10 protein-coding genes are annotated in these 15,160 nt (G+C 64.6%); 4 read left to right on the top strand and 6 right to left on the bottom strand.

Translation table 11 applies throughout. The features are described 5' to 3' along the window. Window positions 1–48 precede the first annotated feature (48 nt). From ACS8YF_RS08350 to ACS8YF_RS08340, 3 genes are read left to right on the top strand one after another with little or no spacing between them, the layout of a single operon-like run. Window positions 49–753: a glutathione S-transferase gene (locus ACS8YF_RS08350; protein WP_440849759.1), complete on the top strand. Its 705-nt coding sequence runs from the start codon at window positions 49–51 to the stop codon at window positions 751–753. Next, complete coding sequence (tmpT, locus tag ACS8YF_RS08345; protein ID WP_440849758.1) at window positions 750–1,406, top strand: thiopurine S-methyltransferase; 657 nt, start codon at window positions 750–752, stop codon at window positions 1,404–1,406. Before ACS8YF_RS08350 ends, tmpT begins: the two co-directional genes overlap by 4 nt. A 48-nt stretch (window positions 1,407–1,454) precedes the next feature. Next, a complete protein-coding gene (locus tag ACS8YF_RS08340; RefSeq protein ID WP_440849757.1) occupies window positions 1,455–1,646 on the top strand; it encodes a hypothetical protein in 192 nt (63 codons plus the stop codon). Between the two features lie 458 nt (window positions 1,647–2,104). Here the strand turns inward: ACS8YF_RS08340 and ACS8YF_RS08335 are convergent, their stop codons facing one another. Next, the gene (locus tag ACS8YF_RS08335) at window positions 2,105–3,796 is read right to left on the bottom strand and encodes an NAD-dependent malic enzyme (protein WP_440849756.1); all 1,692 of its coding nucleotides are present in this window, start codon (window positions 3,794–3,796) and stop codon (window positions 2,105–2,107) included. A gap of 172 nt (window positions 3,797–3,968) precedes the next feature. Here ACS8YF_RS08335 and ACS8YF_RS08330 point away from each other — a divergent pair, with 172 nt between their 5' ends. Next, entirely contained in the window at window positions 3,969–5,741 is a 1,773-nt protein-coding gene (locus ACS8YF_RS08330) for an SLC13 family permease (RefSeq protein ID WP_440849755.1), read from the top strand. A gap of 13 nt (window positions 5,742–5,754) precedes the next feature. On the opposite strand, the gene betA is transcribed toward ACS8YF_RS08330, so the two are convergent. The 5 genes from betA to ACS8YF_RS08305 form a co-directional block, all read right to left on the bottom strand. After that, entirely contained in the window at window positions 5,755–7,419 is a 1,665-nt protein-coding gene (betA, locus tag ACS8YF_RS08325) for a choline dehydrogenase (RefSeq protein WP_440849754.1), read from the bottom strand. Window positions 7,420–7,570: 151 nt separating this feature from the next. Further along, window positions 7,571–9,037 carry a betaine-aldehyde dehydrogenase gene (gene betB / locus ACS8YF_RS08320; protein ID WP_440849753.1) on the bottom strand — a complete coding sequence of 489 codons (1,467 nt, stop codon included), beginning with the start codon at window positions 9,035–9,037 and terminating at the stop codon, window positions 7,571–7,573. A gap of 681 nt (window positions 9,038–9,718) precedes the next feature. Continuing rightward, window positions 9,719–12,103: a mechanosensitive ion channel domain-containing protein gene (locus tag ACS8YF_RS08315; RefSeq protein ID WP_440849752.1), complete on the bottom strand. Its 2,385-nt coding sequence runs from the start codon at window positions 12,101–12,103 to the stop codon at window positions 9,719–9,721. A gap of 285 nt (window positions 12,104–12,388) precedes the next feature. Beyond that, complete coding sequence (locus ACS8YF_RS08310) at window positions 12,389–13,717, bottom strand: DUF2254 domain-containing protein (RefSeq protein ID WP_440849751.1); 1,329 nt, start codon at window positions 13,715–13,717, stop codon at window positions 12,389–12,391. A gap of 115 nt (window positions 13,718–13,832) precedes the next feature. Beyond that, window positions 13,833–15,095, bottom strand: coding sequence for an aspartate aminotransferase family protein (locus ACS8YF_RS08305; RefSeq protein ID WP_440849750.1), 1,263 nt, complete (start codon window positions 15,093–15,095; stop codon window positions 13,833–13,835). Window positions 15,096–15,160: the final 65 nt, after the last annotated feature.

The following is a 15,160-nucleotide window of genomic DNA, read 5'->3' as shown; positions in this document are numbered from 1 at the left end:
GCCGATCCCTTTGCTGCGATAGCAGGATAACTCGCAGCGGTACCAACCATGAGCTACAGGCTCTATTACTGGCCGAGCATTCCCGGTCGTGGCGAATTCGTGCGTCTGGCGCTCGAGGATGCGGGCGCCGAATACGTCGATGTGGGCCGCGACCAGGGGGCGACGGCCGTCGCACAGATGATCCACAACGGCGCGCATTTCGCGCCGCCGATTCTGGCCGACGAATACGAATCGGTCTCGCATGTGGCGCATATCCTGGCCTGGATCAGCCGCCCGCTCGAACTCGCGCCCGGCGACGAGCGCGATTTCCGGCGCATGCATCAGATGCAGCTCACGCTGACCGACTTCGTCGGCGAGATTCACGATACCCATCATCCGCTTGGCCCGAGTCTGTACTACGATGAGCAGAAAGAGGCCGCGGCCCGACGCAGTGCCGTGTTCATCAGCGACCGGCTGCCGAAGTTTCTCGATTATTTCGAGCGCATGCTGACCGACAACCCGGACAGCGACGAATGGGCCATCGGCCGGCGCTGCACCACGCTCGATCTGTCGCTGTTCCAGGTCATGCGTGGCTTACGCCATGCCTTTCCGAACGCCCTGTCGGCGAACGAAACACCGGCACTCGACGAACTCACGCGCCGGGTCGCCCGGCGACGGGGCATCGCCGCTTATCTCGATAGTGAGCGTTGCATCGACTTCAACGAGGACGGCATATTCCGCCACTACCCCGAACTCGACGGGCCGAACCGATGAAGCAGGACTTCTGGCTGGAACGCTGGGAAAAAAAACAGATCGGATTCCATCAGCCGGACGGCCATCCCTTGCTGCGCGAACACTGGCCGCAATTGTCGCTGGTGGAGACCAGCCGCGTACTCGTGCCCTTGTGCGGCAAGTCCCAGGACATGCTCTGGCTCGCCGAACAGGGGCATCGGGTCACCGGCATCGAGTTCAGCGCCATCGCCGCCCGCGAGTTCTTCGAGGAAGCAGGCCTGGGTTGGCGGCGCGAACGCAGCGGCGTCTTCGACTGCTTCATCGGCGATCGCATCGAGATTCGCGTGGGTGATTTCTTCGACCTGCCGCGCGCGGACCTGGCGCGTTTCGAGGGCTTCTACGATCGCGCCGCCCTGATTGCCCTGCCGGAGGGCATGCGCCGCGCCTACGTCGATCATCTGATGTCGGGGCTGCGTCGTGGCGCCACCGGCCTGCTGATCACCTTCGGCTACGACCCGGCGATCATGGACGGGCCGCCCTTCAACGTGGACGACGAGGACGTCGGCGAACTCTACGGCCGCTATGCCCATGTCGACCTGCTGGCCGAACGGCGCGGCCTGCCCGAGAACGATCACCTGCGCGGCCGTGGCCTGACCGACGCGCGCGACGCCGTCTACCGCATCGTAAGGCGCTGACGAAAAACCGACAAAAACGAAAAGAAGTCTTGTCGAATATCGCGATTCATGCTGAGACCGCGCCATCGCCCGTGCAAGAGCCGGTATGCCGCCCGCGTACTCAAACATCTCATGAACGTCTGGCCGCCTTTCGCCGCCCCCGGGCGGGAAACGGTACAGGCGACATTCGTGTTCGACGACGCCCTGCGCGCCGAAGCCATCGTCGCCACCGAAGACGGTGAAAAGTTCCTGCGCTGGTAAGAAAATGACATCACCACCGCCGACGGCGCGGTGATCGCTCGCGTGCGCAAGCAGCTCTATATCCGCCGCAAGCGCCACGACCGCTGATCGGGCCTCGGCGGGCGCCCGATGCATGTTTCGCGAATCACGATGCGCCCAACGTCTACGCTATTAATCCGGCATCAAAACAGCTGACTTGATCCGCTGTTTTCAACGCCTTCAAAAATAAAAGCCGGCGCCTGTCCGTCTTTTATTTTTGAAGGCTTCGCGGCCAATGGCCGCGGCGAGCATGCTCGCGCTATTAACCCGAAAAATCATCTATTTTTGTGCCGGGTTAATAATGAACGTGAGCCGCGCAAGAACGAAAAACGTTCTTTAATATCTGCGTAAATCTGCGTAAATCTGCGTTGATCTGCGTTGATCTGCGGATAAATGCTTTCAGAGAAAGGCAAAGTCCCCATGACCTGTTGCACCACGCGCTAGAACGCCGCCCGCCGATAACGCCGATAGCGCGGGAACCAGAAGTTGCGCTCCACCGACGCCCGGATCGCCTCGTCGGAAGACGACAGGGCCACGCCATCCTTCTGTGCCTGCTTGGCGACGGCAAATGCGATCGCCTTGGACAGATCACGCACATCGGACAGCGCCGGCAACAGGGCCCCGGTGTCCGAGTGGGCCAGCGGCGAGTTCTCGGCCAGCGCGCGCGAGGCGGCCATCAGCATTTCGTCGGTCACCTTCCAGGCATTGGCCGCGATCACGCCGAGCCCCACGCCGGGGAAGATATAGGCGTTGTTGCACTGGGCGATGGGAATCGTGCGGCCGTTGATCTCGACGTCGTCGAAGGGGCTGCCGGTGGCGACCAGCGCATCGCCGTCGGTCCAGGTCAGGATTTCTTCCGGGGTGGCTTCCACGCGCGAGGTCGGGTTCGACAGCGGCATCACGAACGGATGCTTGCACTGGCTGTGCATCTGCTTGATGACCTTCTCGGAGAACAGGCCGCGCTGACCGGACACGCCGATAAGCACGGTCGGCTCGGCGTTCTCCACCGTCGTCATCAAGGCCTCGTCGCCGAGATCGCCCGACCAGTCCGACAGATCGGCCTTGTTCTGGGCCAGTTTCCGCTGGAAGTCGTAGAGACTGTCCATGTCGTCGGTCAGCAGGCCCGACTTGTCGATCATGAAAATACGCTGGCGCGCCTCGGCGTCCGACAGCCCCTCGTCGACCATGGCCACGATGATCTGCTCGGCGATGCCGCAGCCGGCCGAACCGGCGCCGACGAACACGATGCGCTGGTCGGAGACCTTTTCCTTTTTCGCCTTGCAGGCGGCCAGCAGCGAGCCGACGCAGATCGCCGCGGTGCCCTGGATATCGTCGTTGAAGCAGCAGATTTCATCGCGATAGCGCTTGAGCAGCGGGTTCGCGTTGGTCTGGGCGAAATCCTCGAACTGCAGCAGGATTTTCGGCCAGCGCCGCTTGACCGCCTGAACGAACAGATCCACGAACTCGGCGTAGGCCTCGCCGGAAATCCGTTCGTGGCGCCAGCCCATGTACATCGGATCGTCCAGCAACTGCTGGTTGTTGGTGCCCACATCCAGCACCACCGGCAGCGTATAGGCCGGCGACACACCCCCACAGGCGGTGTACAGCGACAGCTTGCCGATCGGAATCCCCATGCCGCCGATGCCCTGATCGCCCAGACCCAGAATGCGCTCGCCATCCGTGACCACGATCACGCGCACGTTGTCCTTGGTGGCACTGCGCAGCATGTCGTCCATGCGATGGCGATCGGGGTAGGAAATGAACAGCCCGCGGTGATTGCGATAGATCTCGGAGAACTGCTCGCAGGCCTCGCCGACGGTCGGCGTGTAGATGATCGGCATCATCTCCTCGAGATGCTCCTCCAGCAGACGGAAGAACATGGTCTCGTTGTCATCCTGAATGCCGCGCAGGTAGATATGCTTGTCCAGCGCCGTGTCGCAGGCCTTGTACTGCTTGTAGGCGCGCTCGACCTGTTCCTCGATGGATTCGACGTTCTGCGGCAGCAGACCGATCAGGTTGAAGTCGACCCGCTCATCGGCCGAGAAGGCGCTGCCCTTGTTCAGAAGCGGCATTTCGAGCAGCGTCGGGCCGGCGTAGGGGATGTAGAGCGGGCGTTTTTCGCGATCGGTCATGGCGTCGGATGCGGGCGGCAATGAATGGGGTGCCTAGGATAACCTCTCTGCCCGGCTTGGCCACCCGGCCCAGCACAACAATCAACGCCCCGGTTCATCGTTGCGACAGCCGGCGCCGCCGACTATGGCCGGACCGTACAATGCCGTACGTCGCCCGCCAGCCTCCGTTTCGATGTCGATCCATGCCCTGATCACGCTCGTGGTGCTGACCGCCGTTCTGGTCACGCTCGCCCTCAGTTCGCTCGGCGCCGATCTGGTGCTCATGGCCGGCCTGGTGGTGCTGCTGGTGTTCGGCATCGTCTCCCCGGCCCACGCCTTGTCGGGTTTTTCCAACCCCGGGGTCGTGACCATTGCCGCGTTGTACATTGTGGTGGCCGGGCTGCGCGATACCGGGGCCACCGAATTACTCATCGGCCGCCTGCTCGGCCGCCCGCGTTCGATCCGCCATGCCCAGGCCCAGGTCATGCTGCCGACCACGCTGATGAGCGCATTTCTCAACAACACCCCGGTGGTGGCCGCGCTGATTCCGGTGATCGGCGACTGGGCCCGCAAGTACCAGTTGCCGGTATCGCAACTGCTCATGCCGCTGAGCTTTGCGGCGATTCTCGGCGGCACCTGCACGCTGATCGGCACCAGTACCAACCTGGTGGTGAATGCACTACTGATCCGCCAGACCGGCCACGGCCTGGGCATGTTCGAACTGGCCTGGATCGGCCTGCCGATCGCGCTCGCCGGTCTGGCGCTGATCATCGGCGCCAGTCGCTGGCTGATCCCCGACCGCCGCACACCGGCCGCCCAGCTCGACAATCCGCGCGAATACAGCGTGGAGATGATCGTGGCCGCCGACGGTCCGTTGCCGGGCCAGACCATCGAACAGGCCGGTCTGCGCCACCTGCCCGGCATGTTCCTGGCCGAGATCGAGCGCGACGGCGCGCTGCTGCCGGCGGTCTCGCCGCGCCAGCCGCTGGCGGCGCACGACCGGCTGGTGTTCGTCGGCATCGTGGATTCGGTGGTCGAACTGCAGCGCATCCGCGGGCTGATGCCGGCCACCGAGCAGATCTTCAAGCTGGACAGCCCGCGCCGCGCCCGCGTGCTGATCGAAGCCGTGGTATCGCCGAGCTGCCCGCTCATCGGCTCGAGCATCCGCGCCGGCGGTTTCCGTACGCGCTATAACGCGGTGGTGCTGGCCGTGGCCCGCGACGGCGAGCGGGTCCGGGCCAAGATCGGCGACATCGTGCTCCGCCCCGGCGATACGTTATTGCTCGAAGCCCGGCCCGCCTTCGTGGCCCAGCAACGCCATTCGCGCGATTTCTTCCTGGTCAGCCAGATCGAGAACTCGCAACCGCCCCAGCACCACAAGGCCTATACCGCGATCGCCGTGCTCGCGGCCATCGTGCTCAGCGTGGCGTTCGGGCTGATCGATATTCTGGAGGCCTCGTTACTCGGCGCCGGCGCGGTGCTGGCCTCGCGTTGCAGCACGGCGGAAGCCGCGCGGCGTGCGATCGACTGGCCGCTGCTGGTGGCGATCGCCGCGGCCATCGGCATGGGCGAGGCAGTGCAGAACACCGGGCTCGCCGCCGACCTCGCGCAGGCCCTGACCCACCTGGCCGGCCAGGGCACCCACGAAACGCTGGCCGCCCTGTTCATCACCACGGTGGTCATCAGCGCCGTGATTACCAACAACGCCGCCGCCGTGATCGTGTTTCCGGTGGCCGTATCGCTCGCCCACGGCGCGGGCGAGAACGTCATGCCGTATGTGATCACGGTGGTGATCGGCGCCTCGGCGAGTTTCCTCACGCCAATCGGCTACCAGACCAACCTGATGGTGTACGGTCCGGGCGGCTACCGCTTCATCGACTTCGTCCGTCTCGGCCTGCCGCTGACCGCGATCATCGGCGCGCTCACCGTGGTGCTCGTGCCGATGATCTGGCCCACCGGCGGCTGAGCCGGGCCGCGGCTCAGCGTTGACTGTGCTGCCAGTTCTCGGGCCGATACCAGGCCTTGTCCTCGACGATCGGCGTGCGGCCGCGCACCGCGTCGGCGATCTTCTCGGCGATCATGATGGTCGGCGCATTGAGATTGCCGGTGGTGATGCGCGGCATGATCGAGGCATCGACCACACGCAGCGATTCAACGCCATGCACCCGGCCCTCACCGTCGACCACAGCTTCGTCGTGATGGCCCATGGCACAGGTCCCCGACGGGTGGTAGGCGGACTCGCCCATCCGGCGCACCCAGGCATCGATCTCGTCGTCGGACTGCACCTCGGGGCCCGGGCCGAGCTCCTTGCCGCGATAACGGTCGAACGGCTTCTGCTCGATGATCTCGCGGGTCAGGCGGATCGAATCGCGCATTTCGCGCCGATCGCGCTCGGTGGCCATGTAGTTGAACACGATCTTCGGCGCGGCCTTGTAGAACGACGAGGCCAGCGTGACCTCGCCGCGCGACTCCGGCCGCATCGGCCCGACGTGGGCCTGGAAACCATGGCTGGTCGCCTTGGCACTGCCGTCGTAGGACACGGCCATCGGCAGGAAGTGATACTGGATGTTCGGATATTCGACGCCCGGCTCGCTGCGGATGAAGCCGCCGGATTCGAAATGGTTGGTCGCGCCCAGGCCCTTGCGCGTGAGCAGCCACTGGGCACCGATCCTGCCCATGGCCGTCGCGCTCTGCGCCGAATACAGCGTGATCGGTTCCTTGCACTCGTACTGAACGTAGACTTCCAGATGATCCTGCAGATTCTGGCCCACGTTCGGATTCTCGTGCACCGGCGTGATGCCGTGCGCCCGCAACTGATCCACCGGGCCGATGCCCGAGAGCATGAGGATCTGCGGCGAATTGATCGCGCCCGCACACAGCAGCACTTCGCGCTCGGCCTCGACCCTGGAGCGCGTGCCGAGATGATCGACCTCGATGCCGACCGCCTTCTTGCCGTCCATCAGGATCTTGCGCGTATACGTACGCGTCATCACCGTCAGGTTCGAACGCCGCATCACCCCGCCGCGCAGATAGGCGTTGGCGGTGGACCAGCGCACGCCGTCCTTGGTGGTCATGAACATCGGGCCCACGCCTTCCTGCTGGAAGCCGTTCATGTCTTGGGTGTAGGGATAACCCGCCGCCATGCCCGACTCGATGAAGGCGTGGTACAGCGGGTTGCGGCCCGGGCCGGTGGTGACGTGCAGCGGGCCGCCGGCGCCGTGATAGTCGTTTTCGCCCTGATCGAAATCCTCGGCCTTGCGGAAATAGCCGAGCACATCCTTGTAGCGCCAGTCCTCCAGGCCAAAGTCGTTGGCCCAGCCCTCGAAGTCGAGCGCGTTGCCGCGCACATACGCCATGCCGTTGATCGAGGACGACCCGCCCAGCACCCGCCCGCGCGGGCAATGCATGACGCGGTTGTCCATGTGGGGATCGGCTTCGGTGTGATAATTCCAGCTGTAGGTATCGCCGTTCATGGGATAGGCGAACGCCGACGGCATGTGGATGTAGATGGAGCGATCCATCGGGCCGGCCTCGACCAACAGCACCGAGACATCCTTGTCTTCGGAAAGCCGGTTGGCCATCACGGCACCGGCCGAGCCGGCACCGATGATCACGTAGTCGTATTTCTTCTTCGGGTTGCTCATGCGCTAGAAACCTCGTTTGAACCGGGCGTATCGATGATTCGCGTCAGATCGCGACGTAATCGTCGCAGCCCTCGCCGGGGCGCGTCGCCATCGACGACCCCGCGCGATCGCGGGGCCATGGCCGAACCACGCCCCGGCGCAACCGTACGCGTTAGTAGGGCGCTTCCACCGCACCGCGGGCAACGAACACACTCTTGATCCGTGTGTAGTGCTCAAGCGCACGCCGGCTGTTTTCCTTGCCGATGCCCGAGCCCTTGATGCCGCCGAACGGCATCTCGATCGGCGTGATGTTGTAGTGGTTGATCCAGCAGATACCGGCTTCCAGCTCGCCGATCACCCGGTGGGCGCGCTCGAGATCACGCGTGAACAATCCGGCCGCCAGACCGAACTCGGTGTGGTTGGCGCGCTCGATCACCTCGGCCTCGTCGGTGAACGACAGCACGGACATCACCGGACCGAAGATTTCTTCGGTGACGATCTTCATGTCATCGCTGCAGGCGTCGAACACGGTCGGCTGGATGAACACGCCGTATTCGCAGCCGTCCACCGCGACCTGTTCGCCGCCGATCACCAGCTTCGCGCCGCCGGCCTTGCCGGCCTCGATATAGTCGAGCACGATCCGGCCGTGTTCGGGGCTGATCATCGGGCCGACGTCGGTCTCGGCATCGGCCGGATTGCCGATCCTGAGTTTTTTCACCCGGGCGACGAGCTTGTCAAGGAACGCCTCGCGCACCGATTCGTGCACGAATACGCGTGTGCCGTTGGTGCAGATCTCGCCCTGGGTGAAGAAGTTGGCCAGCAGCGCCCCGGACACGGCATTGTCGAGATCGGCGTCGTCGAAGATCACCAGCGGCGACTTGCCGCCGAGTTCCAGCGACACGGTCTTGAGCGTACCGGCGGCATCCGCCATCACCTTCTTGCCCGTGTCCGCACCGCCGGTGAGCGAGATCTTGTCGATGCCGCGGTGGTTGGACATCGCCTGGCCGGCATCACCGAAGCCCTGCACGATGTTCAGCACGCCGTCCGGCAGCCCCGCTTCCTTGGCCAGCTCGGCCAGACGCAGCGCCGAAAGCGGCGTCAGTTCGGACGGCTTGAACACCAGCGTGTTGCCGGCCGCCAGCGCCGGCGCCGACTTCCAGCAGGCAATCTGCAACGGATAATTCCAGGCGCCGATCGCGCCAACCACGCCGAGCGGCTCGGGCCGGGTATAGAAGAAGCCGCCGTCGACTTCCTGATATTCGCCCTGAATCGAGCTGGCCTGACCGGCGAAGTATTCGAGGCAATCGGCGCCCGAATCGACGTCGGCTTCCGGCGTCTCGGCGATCGGCTTGCCGCCGTCCAGCATCTCCAGCCGCGCCAGTTCGTCGCGGTGCTCGCGCAGCAGGACCGACAACCGATGCAGAATCCGCCCCCGCTCGACACCACTCATGGCCTTCCAGGGGCCGAGGGCGGCGCGTGCCGCGGCCACGGCGGCATCGATATCCGCCGCGCCAGCCTTCGCCACCTGCGCCAGCGACTCGCCGGTCGCGGGATTCACCGTTTCGAAGAATTCGCCCGATTCGGCTTCGACGTATGCGCCGTCGATCCAGAGAAGTTTCCGCTCGCCCGCTGCTGTCATGCCTACCTACCGTGCCTATGACCGTGGAAAACCGACAATATTAACATGCGCCCATGACCGTTCTCTTGCGCTGCAATCTGCCCGCGCCCGGGTTTTCAACATCGCCCGGGGATAAGCCTGTGGATAACATCGGGGAGAAGCATCCCAGCCACCGTGCAACGAAGCCCGGAGCGGAATGAACATTTTATGACCAGCGCGCAGGCAGCAATCGACGCACGGCAAAATGAGACATCGCACCCCGCCCGGGCTGCCCCCCGGGGTTTTGCACACGGGGCCTGAACAAGCCTGTGGACAGCTCGGTGACAAACGCCGGGAACGCCTGCGATACGGGGGCTGCGAACGGTTTGATCAAATCCTGACCAGATCGCCATCGCCCCGGGCGCGAGCGCTGGCGGTGCCCCACACCGCGGCCGGCGACCGCGATCGGAACGGCTTGTCGCAGGAACGTGCATGCCCCGGTGCAAGGCGCTGAGCCGGCGCGCTTTTTCACAGACGCGCTGGACAAGCCTGTGTATAACTCTGTGGTAAACGCCGCAATCGCCGTCTCCACGCGCATTGCAGCGGACTGAGCAGTCCTTGACCAGTCGCCGCCCGCGCGCGGCTTCGCGACCGCCGGACGCGAAAAACCCGCGACCGGCAACCGGCCGCGGGTTTGGCAGCACGACAACGACTATGCCCGGATCAGGACGGCGCGTCGCCGGTTTCCTCCGGGGCCGCGTCGTCGCCGCGCCGCCGCCGCTTGGGCCGGTCGTTCGGGTCGTCGGCATCGATATCGGCATCGGCTTCCAATACCCGGATATTCGCCGCCGGTGCCTGCCCCTGGCGATCCTCGCCGAACCAGAGCGTCTGATGCGGGAACGGGATCTCGATGCCGGCCCGGTCGAAGTGGATCTTGACCAGGCGGTTGAACGCGCGGCCCACGCCCCACTGCGTACCGGGCTTGGTCTTGATCATGATCCGGATGTTGACGGCACTGTCGGCCAGCGCGGTCACCCCCGGCACGGTCATGTCCTCGAGGATGTTCGGCCCCACGTTCGGGTCGGACTTCAGATCCTCGAACGCCTCGCGCAGGTAGTAGATCGCGTTGTCGATATCCTCGCGATAGGCGATGCCATACTCGGTGCGGAAGTATGCCCAGTCACGCATGAAGTTCGACACCACGCTCGCCGAGGAGAACGGCACGATGTGGTAGGCGCCGTCGATGTCCCGAATCGACACCGAGCGGATGGTCAGGCGTTCGGCGGTACCGGTGACTCCGCCCACGCTGACTACGTCGCCCGTGTTCATGGCGTTTTCCAACTGGATGAATACGCCGGTGATGATGTCCTGCACCAGCTTCTGCGCACCGAAGCCGATGGCCAGGCCGAACACGCCGGCACCGGCGATCAACGGCCCGATGTTCACACCGATCTGCGACAGCGTGATCATGATGGTAAAGGTCGCGATCAGTATCGCCAGTGCATTGCGGAACAGCACCAGCAGGGTTTGCTGGCGCGCGCTCGGCGCCCCGCCGCCGGTGTTCGGGCTCAGACGATGCTCGATCACGCTGGCGGCGACGAGCCAGAACAGGGCCGCAGCGACCAGTATCACGGCCACCTTGAATGTCACCGAAATCGTCGTCAGGCCGGCAGTGGAGGTCAGCCAGGTATTGAGGTCGAACACATGCCAGGCATTCGCGACCACCGCCGCGAAGATCAAGAGAATGACCACCCGCACGGCCTTGAGCGCCGCCGGCACGTAGGAGTTCACCCGCGCCTCCAGCAACGGCAACTTGTCATGCAGCGACTCGGGAAAGGTGATGCGATGGCCGATGGCGCGGGATAACAGCCCCGACAGGCCGAAGCCGACCCCGGCGGCGACCAGGCTCTGAGCGGTGGCCGAAAGCATGAACGGCAATGCGCCGGCCGGATCGGCCTGGCTGGCGAAAAACAGCACGGAAAAATACACGACTGCGAGCAAGACCCAAAGCCGGGCGAACAGTCGATAAAGCACCGCGAAAAAACCGATGGAGGCACTCTCTGCCTTGTGAATCAGGCGTTCGGTGAGCAGACGGCGATTGGCGAAGATGACCTTGAGCGCATACACATAGGCAGCCCCCATGATGAGAAAAGTCAACACCGCCCCCATGAACAGCGACAGCTGGGCATTGACAACAGGCACGGCCACGAGCAGCCCGTAACCGACCACACCGACGAACCAGCGTAGCCGCAGGCTCCACCAGCGGGCCACGTCGGCGTCGACCTTGATCAGTCGCAGGCTATCGTAGCGTTCGGCGAACAATGCCCGAATCGCGACCTTGATCAACTCCACCAGCACGAAGGCGTTGATGAACAACGATTCCCGCGTGCCCATGCTGCCATGGTCACCGACGGCGTACAGGCCGACGAAATAGCCGGCGCTGCCGGCGGCCAGCACGACAGCCGTATCAACGGCGATGCCGACCAGGACGCCCGCCGCCCGGCGCAAGAGCCCGCGACCTTTGGCCCCGGCGGTGGCAAAGCGACTGATCCCGGAGAACAGCACCGTGGCCACCAGGCGTAGCAACAGAAACGCCACGATGGTGGCCGCGACTACCTCGGCGAATATCAGCAGCGCGCCGAAGAAGACGCCCGCATTGAACACGCCTGCACTGTGCTTGCCATTGCCCTTGTGCGCCAGCGCCACCACCGTGTTCCAGGCGCCGACGATATGGGCGCTGATGGTCTCCGACCAGGACGAAGTGATCTGTGCGAAGCGACGGGCAAACGAGGCGCTCTGCTTCGATACCGGCTGTTTCCGACCCGTGGCGGCTGGCCCGGACGCGCTGCCCTTGGCACCCGACTCGGCCTTGGCGGCCTGTCTCAGCTCCTTGATCAGCTGCTTGCGCGTCTTGTCGTTCTCCAGCAGATTGGCCAGCTGGTCCAGCGACACCGACTGATTCGCGTCACTCTTGGCGGCATTCTGGCTCTGCGGCGCGGCGGCATCGGCCTGAGACAGCGGCGCGAGCGCGAACAGACAGATCAGGGCGCAAGCGAGAAAGGCCGGCATGCGGCCAGCTCGCGAACACAGCGCTCGGTATGGGTCCATGGGCGTTCTACCTTGTGGCGATTTATCCGTGGATATCACGCCTGAGGCCGTCATGGCGAAACATGCGAGCGCCGGGACCCCAGACTCCAGCGGCCCATGATGCCGTCCCGTCGGTCATCAAACAATCGCGCACGACCGAGATCGCGGCATTCAGACGCTGCATCCCGGCACAAGATCGCGCTGATTACGCGGCCCGCGCCGTTCAATAAACAATGGCGCCGCGAATGATTCGACCCACGACTAGGTTCGCGATTGGCGCGGACGCGGACGCAACGGCAACAGACCCTAGTAAGGACTCGGCTCCTCGGGCAGGATACTGCCGACCTTGGCCAACGCGCGCCGGGTATCGTAGAAGCAATCGCGGATACGTTCGATGTCGGTGCTTTCCGACAAACCGTGGCCGGCGGCCTCGAGTATGGTTTCGGCATGGCGGGCCAAGGCGCGGCGCTCGAAGTCGCGCCGGGTCAACGGCGCCAGCTTCTCGATCACGCGGAGCACTTCCCGCATGGTGATGACGCTGGTCCGGCCATAGTTGCGAATGGGCATGAACGCCGCATCGAGCAGGTCGTGAAAATTCGGCACACGGATGACCAGCCGCATCTCGCCGTCCGGATCGGTCACCACCTCGGTGGGCATGGGCCGCGCGATCAATACTGCCAGCGACCGGCCGATGCGATTGACGCAATCCAGTGCCGTGAACGGATTGTTGAGCGCCGGGGAAAGCGCCCGCACCCCGATCTCGGCCATCTGGTTCACCGCGAACAACAGATCGTGATCGGTCATGCGGCTGCGCCCGAGCACGTATTCGCGGGCGGCATGACCGGCCGTATCCGGGTCGAGCCCGGCACCGTGCAGGCGAGCCAGCACGCCGCCGGGCAACACGTAATCGCCGTAGCTCACGCGCGATTCGATCACGATGTCGTGGCGCTGCGCGATCTCGAGCAGCGCCTCGACCCCGATCGCCTGCACATACCCGCCGTCGGGCGCGATCAGATCCTGCGTGCCATGACCGAGTTCGGGCGCCGGCGTGCCGTCGTCGCCCGCGTGGTCCGGATACATGCGGTCGATGGCCTGGTCGAATTCCACCCCTACCGTCTCCAGCACCTCCGGCGCAGCGAACAGCTGGGCCATGTGGTGAGTGAAATAGATCAGCGTGCAGGTCGCGAACAGCGCCAGCACGAAGCCCACGCTCAGCGACACGTCCGGCACGAACCGGTTCTCCGGATCGTTGCCGACCATGTGAAAGACGAGCATGCAGTAGACGAACGTGGCCAGGAAGATACCCAGCACGGCCTGATTGGCCCGGTCGCGCATGAAACTGCGGATCAGACGATGACCGAACTGGCTGGTGGCCAGCGTGAGCACGACCATCATGGTCGAGAACACCACCGTCGCGATCGCCACCATCGCGCCGGTGAGCGTCTGTAGCAGATTGGTGGCGCTGGTCGTGCCGCCGGAATAGAACAGGGCGTGCAGCACGCCGCCGGCCGGATGCAGTTCGTCGATCGTCAGCGTAATCGCGAACAGGATCAGCCCGGCCAGCATCATCAGCGAGGGCAGGAACCAGAAACTGGAGCGGGCCAGCTCCCAGAATTCGTGGACTCGTGCGCGCATACACGGCTCCTGCTGTACCCGGCGATCCGCCGCGGGTCAAGTGCGGCGTCCACCGGTAAAAAAAAGCCGCCGACCGCGGGGCGCGATCGACGGCCTGTCCCGCCCGATCAGGCGATCAGGCGGTGGCGTCGAGCGCCTTGGCGAAGATATCCAGCGCCTCGTCGATCTGATCGCGCTTGGCGACCAGCGGCGGCAGCCAGCGGATCACCTGCTTGCGCGGACCACAGCGCAGCAGCAGCAGCCCCGAGGCCTCGCAGGCCTTGACGATATGATCGGCGCGGCTGCCGTCGGGCTCGCCGTCCTTGTGGATCTCGCAACCGATCATGAAGCCCTTGCCGCGCACATCGGCGATGCACGCGTGATCGGCCGCCAGCGATTCCAGGCGCTGCTTGAGATGCGCGCCCTGCTCGGCCGCGTTCTCGACCAGGCCTTCCTCTTCGATCACATCCAGGGTCGCCAGCGCCGCCGCGCAGGCCACGGCATTGCCGCCGTACGTCCCGCCCTGCGAGCCGGGCCAGCCTTTTTCCATCAGCGCACGCGAGGCGCCGAAGCCGGACAACGGGAAGCCCGAGGCCAGTCCCTTGGCGGTCATCACGATATCCGGCTGCACATCGAAGTGGCTGTGCGACCAGAACTTGCCGGTGCGGCCATAGCCCGCCTGGACTTCGTCCACGCCGAGCACCAGACCGTGATGATCCGCGCGCTCGCGCAGCCCCTGCATGAAGCGGGTGTTGGCCGGCACGAAACCGCCCTCGCCCTGGATCGGTTCGATCAGGAAGCCAGCCGTGTCCTTCGGCGAGCTGATCGTGTCGAAGATATGATCCAGTTCACGCAGGCAGAAATCGGTCGCCTCGTCTTCCGACCAGCCATAGCGGAAGGCATTGGGGAACGGTGCCACCACCACGCCGCCCATGATCGGCTGCAGGCCGGCGGTATAAGCCGTGCCGGAGGTAGTCATCGAGGCGGCGCCCATGGTGCGACCATGAAAACCGCCATGGAATACCACGATGTTCGGGCGGCCGGTGGCATGGCGCATCAGGCGCATCGCGCCTTCGGCGGCCTCGGTGCCGGCGCTGGCGTAGAACATGGTATCGATGTCGCCCGGCATCTTCTCGGCCAGACGCGCCGAAAGATCCTGGATCGGCTTGTGCATGATCGTGGTGTACTGACCGTGGATCAGTTTGCCGACCTGCGCCTGGGCGGCGGCCACGACCTTGGGATGACAATGGCCGGTGCTGGTCACGCCGATCCCGGAGGTGAAATCGATGTAACGGCGACCTTCGGTATCGAACAGATAGCAGCCCTCGCCTCGCTCGGCGTAGACGTCGGTGGCCTGCTTGAGCAGTGGGGACAGGTGACCCGGGCGATTGGCCGTCATGGCTGTTCTCCTGACTGTGTTGGAACGTTTTCTGGTGGGTTGACAAGCGTAGCTGGCGGCGAGGC

Origin of the sequence: Salinisphaera sp. SWV1, assembly GCF_052044155.1 — a bacterium.
In the GTDB taxonomy this organism is placed as follows: domain Bacteria; phylum Pseudomonadota; class Gammaproteobacteria; order Nevskiales; family Salinisphaeraceae; genus Salinisphaera.
This window is presented reverse-complemented; position numbering and strand designations above follow the sequence as displayed.

Excerpts from the sequence above, each read along its gene's own strand:
- ACS8YF_RS08350 (WP_440849759.1), top strand. The coding sequence starts at position 49 with ATGAGCTACAGGCTCTATTACTGGCCGAGCATTCCCGGTCGTGGCGAA.
- tmpT (WP_440849758.1), top strand. The coding sequence starts at position 750 with ATGAAGCAGGACTTCTGGCTGGAACGCTGGGAAAAAAAACAGATCGGA.
- ACS8YF_RS08340 (WP_440849757.1), top strand. The coding sequence starts at position 1,455 with ATGCTGAGACCGCGCCATCGCCCGTGCAAGAGCCGGTATGCCGCCCGC.
- ACS8YF_RS08335 (WP_440849756.1), bottom strand. The coding sequence starts at position 3,796 with ATGACCGATCGCGAAAAACGCCCGCTCTACATCCCCTACGCCGGCCCG.
- ACS8YF_RS08330 (WP_440849755.1), top strand. The coding sequence starts at position 3,969 with ATGTCGATCCATGCCCTGATCACGCTCGTGGTGCTGACCGCCGTTCTG.
- betA (WP_440849754.1), bottom strand. The coding sequence starts at position 7,419 with ATGAGCAACCCGAAGAAGAAATACGACTACGTGATCATCGGTGCCGGC.
- betB (WP_440849753.1), bottom strand. The coding sequence starts at position 9,037 with ATGACAGCAGCGGGCGAGCGGAAACTTCTCTGGATCGACGGCGCATAC.
- ACS8YF_RS08315 (WP_440849752.1), bottom strand. The coding sequence starts at position 12,103 with ATGGACCCATACCGAGCGCTGTGTTCGCGAGCTGGCCGCATGCCGGCC.
- ACS8YF_RS08310 (WP_440849751.1), bottom strand. The coding sequence starts at position 13,717 with ATGCGCGCACGAGTCCACGAATTCTGGGAGCTGGCCCGCTCCAGTTTC.
- ACS8YF_RS08305 (WP_440849750.1), bottom strand. The coding sequence starts at position 15,095 with ATGACGGCCAATCGCCCGGGTCACCTGTCCCCACTGCTCAAGCAGGCC.